This window comes from Alkalilimnicola ehrlichii (assembly GCF_003399765.1).
Taxonomy (GTDB): Bacteria; Pseudomonadota; Gammaproteobacteria; order Nitrococcales; family AK92; genus AK92.
On sequence record NZ_NFZV01000005.1, the window covers coordinates 144,305 to 157,721 of the forward strand.

The 13,417-nt window shown below is 60.9% G+C and carries 10 protein-coding genes and 2 pseudogenes; all 12 read left to right on the top strand.

The window, feature by feature from the left end:
• The first annotated feature begins 53 nt into the window (after positions 1 to 53).
• Positions 54 to 1,778 carry a peptidoglycan D,D-transpeptidase FtsI family protein gene (locus CAI21_RS06870; RefSeq protein ID WP_258868906.1) on the top strand — a complete coding sequence of 575 codons (1,725 nt, stop codon included), beginning with the start codon at positions 54 to 56 and terminating at the stop codon, positions 1,776 to 1,778.
• Complete coding sequence (locus CAI21_RS06875) at positions 1,775 to 3,304, top strand: UDP-N-acetylmuramoyl-L-alanyl-D-glutamate--2,6-diaminopimelate ligase (RefSeq protein WP_116301607.1); 1,530 nt, start codon at positions 1,775 to 1,777, stop codon at positions 3,302 to 3,304. Before CAI21_RS06870 ends, CAI21_RS06875 begins: the two co-directional genes overlap by 4 nt.
• Complete coding sequence (locus CAI21_RS06880; protein WP_116301608.1) at positions 3,292 to 4,632, top strand: UDP-N-acetylmuramoyl-tripeptide--D-alanyl-D-alanine ligase; 1,341 nt, start codon at positions 3,292 to 3,294, stop codon at positions 4,630 to 4,632. The genes CAI21_RS06875 and CAI21_RS06880 overlap by 13 nt, the downstream gene beginning before the upstream one ends.
• A gap of 7 nt (positions 4,633 to 4,639) precedes the next feature.
• Positions 4,640 to 5,722, top strand: coding sequence for a phospho-N-acetylmuramoyl-pentapeptide-transferase (gene mraY / locus CAI21_RS06885; RefSeq protein ID WP_116301609.1), 1,083 nt, complete (start codon positions 4,640 to 4,642; stop codon positions 5,720 to 5,722).
• 1 nt (position 5,723) lies between these two features.
• A complete protein-coding gene (murD, locus tag CAI21_RS06890) occupies positions 5,724 to 7,070 on the top strand; it encodes a UDP-N-acetylmuramoyl-L-alanine--D-glutamate ligase (protein WP_116301610.1) in 1,347 nt (448 codons plus the stop codon).
• A pseudogene (gene ftsW, locus CAI21_RS06895) lies at positions 7,067 to 8,259 on the top strand (putative lipid II flippase FtsW). The gene murD and the pseudogene ftsW overlap by 4 nt, the downstream one beginning before the upstream one ends.
• The gene (gene murG / locus CAI21_RS06900; protein WP_258868029.1) at positions 8,259 to 9,347 is read left to right on the top strand and encodes an undecaprenyldiphospho-muramoylpentapeptide beta-N-acetylglucosaminyltransferase; all 1,089 of its coding nucleotides are present in this window, start codon (positions 8,259 to 8,261) and stop codon (positions 9,345 to 9,347) included. The pseudogene ftsW and the gene murG overlap by 1 nt, the downstream one beginning before the upstream one ends.
• Positions 9,344 to 10,777, top strand: coding sequence for a UDP-N-acetylmuramate--L-alanine ligase (gene murC / locus CAI21_RS06905; RefSeq protein WP_258868030.1), 1,434 nt, complete (start codon positions 9,344 to 9,346; stop codon positions 10,775 to 10,777). The genes murG and murC overlap by 4 nt, the downstream gene beginning before the upstream one ends.
• Complete coding sequence (locus CAI21_RS25830; RefSeq protein WP_404840856.1) at positions 10,777 to 11,175, top strand: hypothetical protein; 399 nt, start codon at positions 10,777 to 10,779, stop codon at positions 11,173 to 11,175. The genes murC and CAI21_RS25830 overlap by 1 nt, the downstream gene beginning before the upstream one ends.
• Positions 11,172 to 11,692 (top strand): annotated as a pseudogene (locus CAI21_RS25835) (hypothetical protein). Before CAI21_RS25830 ends, CAI21_RS25835 begins: the two are co-directional and overlap by 4 nt.
• Entirely contained in the window at positions 11,670 to 12,608 is a 939-nt protein-coding gene (locus CAI21_RS06915; protein ID WP_116301611.1) for a D-alanine--D-alanine ligase, read from the top strand. Before CAI21_RS25835 ends, CAI21_RS06915 begins: the two are co-directional and overlap by 23 nt.
• Positions 12,608 to 13,417 carry a cell division protein FtsQ/DivIB gene (locus CAI21_RS06920; protein WP_116301612.1) on the top strand — a complete coding sequence of 270 codons (810 nt, stop codon included), beginning with the start codon at positions 12,608 to 12,610 and terminating at the stop codon, positions 13,415 to 13,417. The genes CAI21_RS06915 and CAI21_RS06920 overlap by 1 nt, the downstream gene beginning before the upstream one ends.

Sequence of the window (13,417 nt, forward strand, 5' to 3'; positions counted from 1 at the left end):
TCGACTAAGAGAAATGCGGCTTTAAGCTGCTTTAGATAAGGAAGGAATGGGGCTTGGCACCACGCGCTCAGCAAGAAGAGAGTCAGTCGGTCGTCTTGTGGCGACCCACGCTGCTGCTCGTATTCTTCGTCGCCTTGGCGGGCGTGCTGTTGTGGCGTGCCTTGAGTTTGCAGATTCTCGACCGCGAATTTTTGCAAAATCAAGGCGATGCACGCCACTTGCGCGTGGTCGAAATGCCTGCGCACCGTGGTGCTGTGACCGATCGTTACGGCGATCCTTTAGCCTTGAGTTCGCCGGTGGATTCGGTTTGGGCGCATCCGGGTTATTTGCTGGAAAGCGGTGCGGATCTTACGGCGTTGGCTTCTCTGCTGGGTTTGAACGAGCGGACTATGCGCCGTCGGTTGGAAGCCCGCAGCGAGCGCGAGTTCGTCTACTTGCGCCGGCATTTGTCTCCGGATCGTGCCGCTCAGGTGATGGAGCTTGGTTTGCCTGGGGTTGCCTTACAGCGGGAGTACCGCCGGTTTTATCCCGCCGGCGAAGTAACGGCGCATGTGCTGGGTTTTACTAATATCGACGATCGGGGCCAGGAAGGTTTAGAGCTCTCGTTCGACGAATGGTTACGGGGCGAGCCTGGAGCGAAGCGGGTGTTGCGCGATCGGCTCGGTCGGCGCGTACGCGATGTCGAGAGTTTGCGCGAGCCTCGTCCCGGTAACACGCTGGCATTAAGTATCGATCGGCGTTTGCAGTATTTAGCGTATCGAGAATTGAAGGCCGCCGTAAGAGAGCATGGTGCGCGCGGGGGCTCTTTGGTGCTGCTGGATGTGAAAACCGGCGAAGTATTGGCGATGGTGAATCAACCCTCGTTCAATCCGAATAATCGCACCAACGCCCAGCCGGCACATATGCGCAACCGTGCGGTAACCGATGCCTTCGAGCCTGGGTCCACCGTTAAGCCGTTGTTGATAGCCGCAGCTTTGGAAAGCGGGCAGCTGCGACCGGATAGCGTCATTAACACCAGCCCGGGTGTGATGCGTGTTGGCGGGCATACTGTCCGCGACTTCCGCGATTACGGCACGATAGACCTGTCGACACTGCTAAACCGCTCAAGCACGGTAGGTGCTGCGAAAGTGGGGCTGGAGCTTGAGGATGACGTTTTCTGGGAGCTTTTGGTTCGGTTTGGTTTCGGCATGACCACGGGAACCGGGTTTCCCGGTGAGTCTGCAGGTAGTTTGCCCATCGTACCGCCGCGCAGCGCTATCGAACGAGCCACGCTCTCCTATGGCTATGGTTTGTCGGTTACGCCGCTGCAGCTGGCGCAATCTTATGCGACGTTGGCCGCCGACGGCGTACAGCGCCCGATTTCGTTCCTGAAGCTGGAAGAAGCGCCGGACGGTGAGCAGGTGCTCGATGCCAACGTCGCCCAGCTACTGCGGGAGATGATGGAAGGTGTTGCCGGTTCTCAGGGGACGGGGCGACGGGCGGGTGTCTCGGGTTACCGCATCGCCGGGAAAACGGGAACGGCCAAAAAATCCATTGCCGGCGGTTATGCCGATGATTTGTACGTAGCGACATTTGCCGGTTTAGCGCCTGCCAGCCGGCCCCGTTTGGCGATGGCGGTCGTGATCGACGAGCCTTCGGCCGGAGCGTATTACGGCGGCCAGGTGGCTGCTCCGGTGTTCGCCTCCGTCATGACGGGGGCGTTGCGCTTGCTTAATGTGCCGCCTGACGATCTACCCGCTTTGGACGCGCATATGGCGAGCCGAGGAGGTGCGGGATGAGCGCTTCGTTGGTCGCGCCGCGGCAAGCCACGCTCGCCGAGCTACTGCGTCCTTGGGTAGACGTGGTGGCAGACGATGACAGAAATATGACGGGGCTGAGCGTCGATAGTGCTCAGGCGCAGCCGGGCGACGTGTTCTGTGCGTTGGCCGGGACGCGGCGGCATGGTCTGGAATTCGTTGACGACGCGCTGGCGAGTAAGGTGTCGGCTGTTTTAGCGGCGCGGGCCCCTGCTGCCTTGCTGACTCGATCGGCGCAGATTTGTGCGAAGCGGAATGTGCCGCTGATCGTGCTGGATCGTCTGAACGATGAACTGAGCGCGATTGCCGGTCGCTGGTACGGCGAGCCGAGCGAAAAGCTCAAGGTCATTGGTGTTACCGGGACTGACGGTAAAACCTCGGTGTCGCAGTTTCTTGCGCAGGCGCTTTCGGCTGTCGGGCTTCGCTGCGGTGTGATCGGAACCCTGGGGTATGGATTTGTCGAGGCATTGCAGCCGGCGAGCCATACAACGCCTGATGCTGTACGCGTACAAGCCCTGCTGGCGGCGATATGCGCCGCAGAAGGTGAAGCAGCCGCGATGGAGGTGTCTTCCCACGCTTTGGATCAGGGCCGGGTTGCCGGCGTGCATTTCGATGTCGCAGTGCTGACTAATTTAAGCCGGGATCACCTGGATTATCACGGCACGGTCGAGGCGTACGCCGAGGCAAAGGCGCGCCTTTTTAGACAGGCCGGTTTGGGTGCGGCGGTGCTGAATCGCGACGACGCTTTTGGTCGTGCCTTACAAGCGCAGCTTGAACCGCGTGTTTCACTTTTGGGCTACTCGCTCGACCCGGCCGATACGGGCGCGGACATCGTGTGTTCCGACTTGCAGCTCGACGGCGGAGGAATGCGTTTGCGGGTGCGGGTAGGCGAGGAAACGGCGGATTTGGTGCTGCCGCTCTTGGGCCGGTTCAATGCTGCCAATGTCTTGGCGACTCTGGCTGCTTTACAGGCTCTGGGTGTGCCGCTCTCCGACTCGGTTCACGCGTTGCAGGAACTGAAGCCGGTACCCGGTCGAATGGAGTGTTTCGGTGGGGGTGATTCGCCGCTGGTGGTTGTTGACTACGCGCATACGCCGGCGGCGCTCGCAGCGGCTTTGGCTGCGGTTCGAGAGCATGTCGTCGGACGCGTTTGGTGCGTGTTTGGCTGTGGCGGCGATCGCGACCGAGGTAAACGGCCGGAAATGGGCAAGGTGGCAGCGCATCAGGCCGATGGCATCGTGATTACCGACGATAACCCTCGTTCCGAGCCTGCGGCACAGATTGTCGCGGATATTCGGCGCGGCTTAGGTCGGGCACCGGCCCATGTCGAGCATGACCGGGAGCAGGCGATCCGGTGGGCGGTCAACCGTGCCGAGAATAACGACGTCGTGCTCGTCGCCGGTAAAGGCCACGAGCAAGAGCAGCAGGTCGGCAATAAGCGCATTCCGTTCGACGATCGGGTGGCGGTGGTTAAGGCATTGCAGGAGCGAGTGACATGCAAGAGATGAGTCTGAAACAGCTCGCTACTTTGCTCGATGGTGCTCTGACTGGGGCCGATACGAGTTTTTCCGGCGTTGGTACCGATAGCCGGCAGGTGGTGCCGGGGCAGTTATTCGTTGCCCTCAGTGGCCCGCGCTTCGACGGCCATGACTACATTGGGAAGGCCAAAGCGGCCGGTGCGGCGGCGGCGTTGGTCAGTCGCGAAGGGGATTGGGAGCTGCCGCACTGCGTTGTCCCCGACACCCGGATTGCGCTTGGAGATATCGCACGTGCGGTGCGGCGGGCAAGCCAGGCCCGTGTGGTTGGGATTACCGGCAGTAATGGCAAAACCACCGTGAAGGAAATGCTGGCCTCGATTCTGGCCGCCCAGGGGCCGACCCTCGCGACGGTGGGGAACCTGAATAACGACATCGGCGTGCCCTTGACCCTGTTTCGGCTGCAGGCGGATGACCGTTACGCGGTGCTGGAGATGGGCGCCAATCATCAGGGGGAAATCGGTTATCTGGCGCGCGTTGCCGAGCCTGAAGTCGGCGTGGTGACGAATGCCGGGGCCGCGCACCTGGAAGGTTTCGGCGGTTACGACGGCGTCGCCAAAGGTAAGGGCGAAATGTTCTCGGCGCTACCTGAGCGCGGGATCGCCGTTATCAACGCGGACGACAAATACGCCGGGTTCTGGAGGCAGTTAGCCGGGCGTAAACGCATTGTCGATTTTGGTCTGTCGCCAACCGCGATGGTTAGAGCGGAGCGGATTGCCGCCGATGGATTCGAGTTGCACACGCCAAAAGGGCGTGTGCCCGTGTCGTTGCCGTTGCCTGGGCGGCACAACGTTCTAAATGCCTTGGCGGCCAGCGCGGCGGCGCTTGCTCTTGACATTGCACCGGCGGCTATCGCCGAAGGGCTGGCCGCCATGAAGCCGGTTGCGGGCCGTTTGAATTGGCGGGTCGCGCGTCAAGGCGCGCGCGTGTTGGATGACACTTATAACGCAAACCCGAATTCGTTGGAGGCAGGGTTGCGCGTGCTCGCCGAAACCGAAGGCGAGCACTGGTTGATTTTAGGAGATATGGCGGAGCTAGGAGACACCGCGAGCGCATTGCATGCGCAAGCCGGTCGTTTGGCTCGTGACTGTGGAGTGACGCGCTTGTACACGGTCGGTCATTTCGCGGGCGATGCTGCGGACGCCTTCGGCGCCGGTGGGTCGCACTACGCTGACAAGGATGCCTTAGTTGCCGCGCTACGGAGCGAGCTGCGGCCGGATGTCGCCGTGCTGGTTAAGGGATCGCGCAGCATGGCGATGGAACAGGTGGTCGCGGCTTTATGCGGCCCGCGCGAGGAATAAGTAACGAATGCTGTTTTACCTAGCAAGCCTGTTGGAGCAGTACTACAGCGCGTTCAACGTGTTTCAGTATCTCACGTTGCGCGCCATTCTCGGTACGCTCACGGCGCTGGTGATTTCGTTTGTGGTTGGCCCGATTCTGATTCGTCGCCTGACCTTGCATCAGATCGGCCAGCAGATTCGAGAAGACGGGCCGGCCAGTCATTTATCGAAGGCGGGTACGCCCACGATGGGCGGCGCTTTGATTCTGGTGGCGATTGCGATCTCGACCTTGTTGTGGTCGGACTTAAGCAATCGTTACGTGTGGATGGTGCTGTTGGTGACCTTGGCGTTTGGCGTCATCGGCGGCGTCGACGATTACAAGAAACTTTTGCTGGGTAACAGCAAGGGTTTGTCGGCTAAGGCGAAGTATTTCTGGCAGTCGGTCGTCGGCCTGACGGTGGCGATCGTGTTGTTTGTTACCGCGGAGACGCCGGTAGAGACAGCGCTGGTTCTGCCGGTTTTTAAGGATGCGGTTATCCCGTTGGGGATCTTGTTTATTCCGCTGACATACTTCGTCATCGTCGGGTCCTCCAACGCGGTTAACTTGACGGACGGTTTGGACGGGCTTGCGATTATGCCGACGGTGCTGGTGGCTGCGGCATTTGCTGTGTTCGCGTATGCCACAGGGCATTTGGTGTTTGCCGACTATCTGGGGATTCCGTATATCGCCGGCGTCGGCGAGGTGGTTGTGTTCTGCGGTGCCCTTGTTGGCGCGGGTTTAGGGTTTCTCTGGTTTAACGCCTATCCCGCGCAGGTGTTTATGGGCGATGTCGGAGCGCTGGCCTTGGGTGCGGCGCTCGGCCTGTTGGCCGTTCTTACGCGGCAGGAACTGGTCTTGGTCATCATGGGCGGTGTGTTCGTGATGGAAACCGTTTCGGTCATTTTGCAGGTCGCCTCCTACAAGTTGACCGGGCGGCGGATTTTCCGCATGGCTCCGATTCATCATCACTTCGAGCTAAAAGGCTGGCCGGAGCCGCGCGTTATCGTTCGTTTTTGGATCATCACGGTGATCCTGGTGCTCATTGGTTTGGCAACCTTGAAGATTCGCTGATATGGCAGACGCAGCAGTGACAACGCGTGGAATGACAGTCGTGGTCGGACTCGGTGCCACCGGGCTTGCCTGCGCGCGTTTCCTGCATGCTCGCGGGGTGCCGGTCATGGTTACCGATAGCCGTCCGCAACCGCCGGGTTTGGCTGCTGCTCGGCAAGAGCTTCCAGCCGTACCGCTGGCACTGGGGGGCTTTGATGAGCCGGCACTGTGTGCAGCGGCGGAGGTTGTCGTTAGTCCCGGCGTAGCCCTGGACGAGCCGGCGTTAAAAGCCGCCGCGGCGGCAGGCGTCGCCATGGTTAGCGAAATAGAGCTGTTCGCTCGGTATGCACAAGCGCCGGTGGTAGCGATCACCGGTTCGAACGGAAAGAGTACGGTAACCACGTTGCTCGGGCGAATGGCCGAACTAGCCGGTATCGACGTTGCGGTCGGCGGTAATTTGGGCACACCGGCGTTAGAACTGCTACGCGAGCCGGAGCCCGAGCTTTATGTGTTGGAGCTTTCCAGTTTTCAACTTGAGACGACCTCGGGGCTTAACCCGCGTGCTGCCGTCGTGCTCAATATCAGCCCCGACCACATGGACCGGTATGCGGATCTTGCGGCCTATGCCGAAGCCAAACGCCGGATTTTCGCCGGCACCGGTGTCATGGTTCTTAATCAGGACGACTCGGCGGTGGTTGCGATGGCGGATGCCAATCGTCGTTGCGTCCCGTTTAGTTTGCAAAAGGCGCCTGCCGACGGGTTCGGCGTTGTACGGCGGGACGGCGAAACGTGGCTGGTTGCGCGCGGCGAGCCACTGCTGCCGGCTGGCGAGTTGAGATTGCCGGGGCAGCATAATCTAGCCAATGCGCTGGCTGCCTGTGCGTTAGCAGAGGCGGTTGCCATCCCGACTCCGGCGGTATTGGAAGCGTTGCGGACCTATCCCGGGTTGTCGCATCGCACGCAGTGGGTCGGCGAAGCGAACGGGGTCGTTTGGTACAACGATTCCAAAGCAACTAATGTCGGGGCCACGTTGGCGGCCGTGAACGGCTTGCCGGGCAAGCTCGTTTTGATCGCCGGCGGCGACGGTAAAGGCGGCGATTTTGCCCCGTTGCGTCCGGCTCTGGCGAATAAAGCCCGCGCGGTGGTGTTGATAGGTCGCGATGCGCCGCTGTTACGTACGGCCTTGGAGGGTGCCGTGCCGCTACGCCAGGCGCCAGATATGGAAACCGCGGTGAAAATGGCCGCTGACTTGGCGCAGCCGGGAGACAGCGTGCTGTTGTCGCCGGCCTGTGCCAGTTTCGATATGTTCTCCGGCTACGAAGAACGCGGCGATGTGTTCGCCGCTGCGGTGCGGAGGTGGGTGCTATGACCGAGGCAATCCTCCGCTTCTTACCCGTGGTCGCCGAGCGTCGAAAGCCGGCCATTTGGCCGAATCTGGATCACGCTTTACTGGCGGCTATCGCCGTGTTGGCGGCCCTCGGCATCGTGATGGTGACCTCCGCATCGATTTCTATCGCGGATCGACACCTAGGAGCGCCGCTGTATTACCTCCAGCGGCAGCTGTTATTCATCGCTGTAGGAACCTTGCTGGCAGCGGTGGTTTTGCACGTGCGGATGGATACCTGGGAGCGGTCGGGGCCGGCCGTTTTGCTGTTTGCTTACTTCTTGTTGGTTTTGGTGTTGATCCCGGGGGTGGGGCGAGAAGTTAACGGGGCCGTACGTTGGATCTCGATCGGGCCGTTCAATCTTCAAGTTTCCGAACCGGCCAAGCTTTTATTCATGCTCTACATCGCCGGTTATTTGGTGCGGCGCGCCGATAGTGTGCGCACAACGATGACGGGTTTTTGATTCCTGTGGCCATCTTGGCCTTGGCGTGCGTACTGCTCCTGCTACAGCCGGATTTCGGTGCCGCCGTGGTGTTGATGTCGGTCGGGCTCGGGATGATTTTTCTCGCCGGCGTTCCCGTTTGGCGATTCGGCATGTTGGCAGCGTTGTGTGCCGGCGCGGCGTGGTTATTGATTGTCGGTTCTCCTTATCGTTGGCAGCGCCTCACGGCGTTTCTCAATCCGTGGGCCGACCCTTTCAATACCGGCTTCCAGCTAACCCAGTCGTTGATTGCGATCGGTCGTGGCGAGTGGTTCGGCGTCGGTTTGGGAAGCAGCGTGCAGAAACTGTTTTACCTACCCGAAGCACACACGGACTTCGTGTTCGCGGTACTGGCCGAAGAGTTGGGATTGGTTGGCGTGGTGTGTGTTATCGCGCTGTACAGCTTCGTGGTCTGGCGGGCTTTCTGCATCGGTACGGCAGGGCTGCGTATGGGGCGTCTATTTGCAGCCTACCTTGCCTATGGCGTTGCTATTTGGCTGGCTCTTCAGGCGTTTATCAATATGGGCGTGAATATGGGGTTGCTGCCGACCAAAGGTTTGACCTTACCGCTGCTGAGTTATGGCGGCAGTAGTTTGATCATGACATTGATTACTTTCGCTTTGCTGCTGCGTGCGGATTATGAGCTGCGCGTCGCTAAGGTGGCAGCGCGGGCAACCGGGGAGGAGGCGTGATGAACGACAACGGCGCCCGTCCGGTTTTGATCATGGCCGGTGGTACCGGTGGGCATGTGTTCCCCGCCTTGGCAGTCGCCGAACGCTTGCGTGCGCGTGAGGTGCCAGTGCTGTGGCTTGGTACGGAAACAGGCCTGGAGGCGCGGGTCGTGCCCGCGGCCGGTATCGATATGGAATGGCTGGCGGTAAGCGGTATTCGCGGTAAGGGCGCGTTCGGCTGGATTAAAGCGCCGTTTATGGTGCTACGAGCGCTTGGACAGGCTCTGGCGGTTTTTCGACGCCATCGCCCACGGGTTGTGCTTGGCATGGGGGGCTACGTATCGGGCCCCGGCGCCTTGGCGGCGCGTTTGACGGGAACGCCGTTGATTATTCACGAGCAAAACGCCGTGCCGGGAATGACCAACCGGCAGTTGTTACGGTTTGCGAACCGAGTGGTCACCGGCTTCGATGCGGTGTTCCCGGAGCGGGAGGATGCAGTCTGGGTCGGTAATCCGGTACGCGCTGCCATCGCTCGATTGCCGGCGCCGTCGATGCGTTCGGAACAACAACAGCGGCGCCCGCGCTTACTGGTCGTCGGCGGTAGCCAAGGAGCGAGAGTCCTCAACGAGATCGTGCCGGCGGCGTTGCAATGCCTACCCGCGGGGTTACGGCCTGAGGTACGTCATCAGGCGGGCGGTAGCGCCTTCGATGTCGCCCAAACGGCCTATCGCGAGGCTGGAATTGAAGCAGAAGTTGAACCCTTTATCGAAGATATGGCCCAAGCGTACGGGTGGGCTGACTTGGCGATTTGTCGTGCCGGTGCGCTGACGGTCGCCGAACTGGCGGCGTCGGGTACGCCTGCTGTTTTGGTTCCGTTCCCGCATGCAGTTGACGATCACCAAACGGCGAATGCACGCCATTTGGTTAATCGCGATGCAGCCGTTTTGTGTTCGCAGGATCAACTGACTCCGGAGCGACTGGCTGTCGTGCTCGAAGAGCTGCTTGCAGACCGGGAACACTTATTGACGATGGCGCGCAATGCCCGCTCGATGGCGCGCCCAAATGCTGCCGAGGAGGTAGCGGAAATGTGTTTGGAGATTGCGAAATGACTTCGCCGGCTTTGTCCGACATTGATCATACCCAGGCGATGGGCCGAGTACGCCGTTTGCATTTTGTCGGCATTGGCGGCGTCGGCATGGGCGGCATCGCGGAAGTGTTGCTGAATCTCGGTTACCAAGTGACCGGCTCGGATTTACGAGAAAGCGCGATGACGCGCCGCCTACAGGATTTGGGAGCCCAGGTCTGGTTTGGCCATGACGGCGCGTACGCGCGTGCTGCGGATGCGGTCGTCGTTTCCAGCGCGATAGACCCTAACAACCCGGAGCTGCTAGCGGCGAAAGAAGCCCGTGTGCCAGTGGTGCCGCGGGCGGAAATGTTGGCGGAGCTGATGCGGTTTCGTTACGGCATTGCCGTGGCGGGGACGCACGGTAAAACAACCACGACCAGCTTGGTTGCCAGTTTGCTCGGCGAAGGCGGGCTCGATCCGACCTTTGTTATCGGAGGGCGGCTTAATAGCGCGGCCGCCAACGCGCGCTTAGGCAGCGGACGATATCTGGTTGCCGAGGCTGACGAGAGCGATGCCTCCTTTTTGTATCTGCAGCCGATGATGGCCGTGGTCACCAATATCGATGCCGATCACATGGCGACTTATGGCGGCGACTTTGGCCGTTTGCGTAGCACGTTTGTCGAGTTCCTGCATCACCTTCCGTTTTACGGTCTTGCGGTGTTGTGCATCGACGATCCGGTCGTGCGCGAGATGCTGCCAGAAGTGACGCGCCCAGTACGCACTTATGGCCTGACCGAAGGGGCGGACCTGCGCGCGGTCGATATCCGGCAGGAGGGGAATCGCACGCACTTCACGGTCGAGCAACAGGGCGAGCGTTTTGAATTGGCTCTGAATTTGCCGGGTACCCACAACGTGTTGAATGCGCTGGCCGCCATCGCCATCGCCAGCGAGCTTGGCGTGAGCCGGGGCGCTATTGCGCGCGGTTTGCACGAGTTTCAGGGGATCGGACGCCGGTTCCAGCTCTATGGAGCGCTTACGCTTAACGGCCGCGAGGTGCTGATGGTCGACGATTACGGCCATCATCCGCGGGAAATCGCCGCTACCTTGCAAGCAGCACGGGACGGTTGGCCGGACCGTCGTCTCGTGGTGGTGTTTCAACCGCACCGTTACTCGCGTACCAAAGATCTGTTCGAGGACTTTGCCCGTGTTTTGGCGGGCGTCGACGCCTTGGTGGTGACGGAAGTTTATGCCGCGGGAGAGTCGGTTATTCCCGGTGCCGACGGCCGCTCCCTGTGTGGAGCGATTCGAGCGCGCGGGCATGTCAACCCGGTATTTGTCGAGACATTGGAAGAATTGCAGCGGGTCTTGCCGGAAGTGGTCGAGAACGGCGATCTGGTGTTGACCATGGGAGCGGGCAACATCGGTACGTTGGCACCGCGTCTGGTCGAGCAAAGCGAGGAGGTGACTGCGTGATGACTGCGGTCGATATCGCGCCGTTGCGGGGCGAGCTGTTAGAAGACGAGCCGATGGCGCGTCATACCTCGTGGCGCACGGGAGGCCGGGCCGCTCGCTTCTATCGTCCGGCCGATCTCGCGGATTTGCAGGCATTTTTGCGCCAGTTGCCGGACGCCGAGCCGCTGCTTTGGTGCGGCCTTGGTAGCAATTTGTTGGTACGCGACGGCGGTTGGCCGGGCACCGTCATTTATACCCAGGGCAGGCTTGACGAGTTGCGTCTGCTCGACGACGACGTGGTCTATGCGCAAGCCGGTGTGCCTTGCGCCAAGGTTGCCAAGTTGGCGCCAAAAGCGATTTGGGCGGTGCCGAGTTCCTGGCGGGTATTCCCGGCACCATGGGTGGGGCGCTGGCAATGAATGCCGGTGCCTTTGGCGGAGAGACATGGGATCGCGTGCTCAGCGTCGAGACGCTCGATCGCAGCGGCAACATTCGACAGCGGCAACCGGCCGATTTCGAAGTCGCTTACCGTCATGTCCGCGGCCCTGCCGATGAATGGTTTATTGCTTGTCGCCTGCAGTTGGACGCGACTGCCAGCGAGCTCGTTAACGAGCGTATTCGCGCCCTTTTGGCGCGGCGTGGCGCGAGTCAGCCGACCAACCAACCCAGTTGCGGCTCGGTGTTTCGGAACCCCGAAGGGCAGCACGCAGCACGCTTGATCGAACGTGCGGGATTGAAAGGTATGGGCGTGGGGGCGCACAGGTTTCGAATAAGCATGCGAACTTCATCGTCAATACCGGCGAGGCGACGGCTTCCGACATCGAAGCGCTGATCGAGCATGTACAAGCGACGGTGAGAAAAAATTCGAGGTCGAACTTCAGCCTGAGGTGCGAATTGTGGGAGAGGTTTTGTAGTGGCGGCGCGGCGAGCAGATGAAATAGCGGCACTGGGCCGCGTTGCTCTTTTATTCGGCGGCTGGTCCGCGGAGCGGGAGGTGTCGTTAAAAAGCGGCGCTGCCGTGCTTGCGGCACTTGAGCGCTTAGGCGTGAAGGTGACGCCGGTCGATCCGCAGCGCGACAACCTGCATCGGTTGGCCGAGTTCGATCGGGCATTCGTAATGCTGCACGGGCGCGGCGGCGAAGACGGCGTTATTCAAGGCGCTTTGGAGGCGATGCAAGTGCCGTACACGGGTAGCGGTGTACTGGGCTCCGCCTTGGCTATGGACAAGTTGCAAACGAAGCTTGCCTGGCGCGGAGCAGGCTTGCCGACGCCGGAGTTTGCCCGCCTGGGTGGCGATTGGCGTCCGGAGTCTGTCTGCGGGCGGTTGGGAACGCCGTTGATGGTCAAGCCGAGTCGGGAAGGCTCGAGCATCGGGATGACCAAAGCGGAGGATCCCGAACAGTTGCGTCAGGCTTACGCTGCCGCGGGTCGTTTCGACGACCAGGTCTTTGCCGAACGCTTTGTCGCCGGGCAGGAGTTCACGGTGGCGATTCTCGGCGAGCAGGCGTTGCCGGTAATTCGGTTGGAGACGCCGCGTGGTTTTTATGACTTCGAGGCGAAGTATCAGGCTAACGACACGCAATACCATTGCCCTTGCGGCCTGTCGACGGCGGAGGAAGCCGAAATGCAGGCGCTCGCCGTGGAGGCATTTAAAGCGGTTGAGGGGCGCGGTTGGGGGCGGGTCGACATCATGCGCGACGGTGACGGCAGCAACTGGTTGTTAGAGGTCAATACCGTGCCGGGGATGACGGATCATTCGTTGGTACCGATGGCGGCCGCGGCTGCCGGCATTAGCTTTGACGAGCTGGTCTGGCGGATTTTGACGAGTAGTAACGAGGTGCGGGGCAGCTAATGGCGACACCTGCGGCGAGCATAGCAAAACGCGTTGCACAGACGGAGCCTGCTCCGCGTCGCAACACGCTGCGTGCTGTGCGTTCGCAGGATAAGCCGCGTCCGCCGTACCGTCGCTATGCCTTGGCGGTGGCGGTGCTGATGATGCTCGGGTTCGGTTTGGACGCCGGTTGGCGCTGGCTGATGTCCCCCGAGGTGTTTCCGTTGCAAGCGGTGTCGGTCGAAAGTCGTTTGCAACAGGTCAGCGAAGAGGAAATTCGGGCGGCCATCGAGCCGCACGTCGACCGCGGCATGCTGGGGTTGGATGTGCGGAGTATTCGGGAAAGCCTGGAAGGCCTGTCCTGGGTGGCTACGGCGTCGGTACGACGGCAATGGCCAGGCACCTTAGCGCTGGAAATTGAAGAACAGGTGGCGTTGGCGCGCTGGAACGACGAGGAAGCGCTAAACCCCAGCGGCGACGTGTTTGCCGCCGGCAGTGCCCGCTTAGCGAACGATCTACCGAGCTTGCGCGGTCCGGAAGGCAGTGGCGGGAAAGTGGCCGAGCGCTATCGGCAGTTATCGGATCTCCTGGCGCCGTTAGGTTTTACGGTCACTGCGGTGACCTTGGACGATCGCTTGGTTTGGCGTGCCGTCCTAAACGACGAGATAGACATGCAACTAGGCGCGGAGCAGGACGACGCCGTATTGCGGCGTTTCGTCCGCACCTATCCGCGATTGGCGGAAGCGGCTGACGGCTCTTTGGCCTCAGTGGACCTTCGTTATCCGAACGGTTTTGCCCTGCGCTGGCATGAGCCCGGCGGAGCGCGATAA

Coding starts and splice junctions, on each gene's coding strand:
- CAI21_RS06920 (WP_116301612.1), top strand. CDS start 12,608: ATGGCGACACCTGCGGCGAGCATAGCAAAACGCGTTGCACAGACGGAG.
- murD (WP_116301610.1), top strand. CDS start 5,724: ATGGCAGACGCAGCAGTGACAACGCGTGGAATGACAGTCGTGGTCGGA.
- CAI21_RS25830 (WP_404840856.1), top strand. CDS start 10,777: ATGACTGCGGTCGATATCGCGCCGTTGCGGGGCGAGCTGTTAGAAGAC.
- murC (WP_258868030.1), top strand. CDS start 9,344: ATGACTTCGCCGGCTTTGTCCGACATTGATCATACCCAGGCGATGGGC.
- murG (WP_258868029.1), top strand. CDS start 8,259: ATGAACGACAACGGCGCCCGTCCGGTTTTGATCATGGCCGGTGGTACC.
- CAI21_RS06880 (WP_116301608.1), top strand. CDS start 3,292: ATGCAAGAGATGAGTCTGAAACAGCTCGCTACTTTGCTCGATGGTGCT.
- mraY (WP_116301609.1), top strand. CDS start 4,640: ATGCTGTTTTACCTAGCAAGCCTGTTGGAGCAGTACTACAGCGCGTTC.
- CAI21_RS06875 (WP_116301607.1), top strand. CDS start 1,775: ATGAGCGCTTCGTTGGTCGCGCCGCGGCAAGCCACGCTCGCCGAGCTA.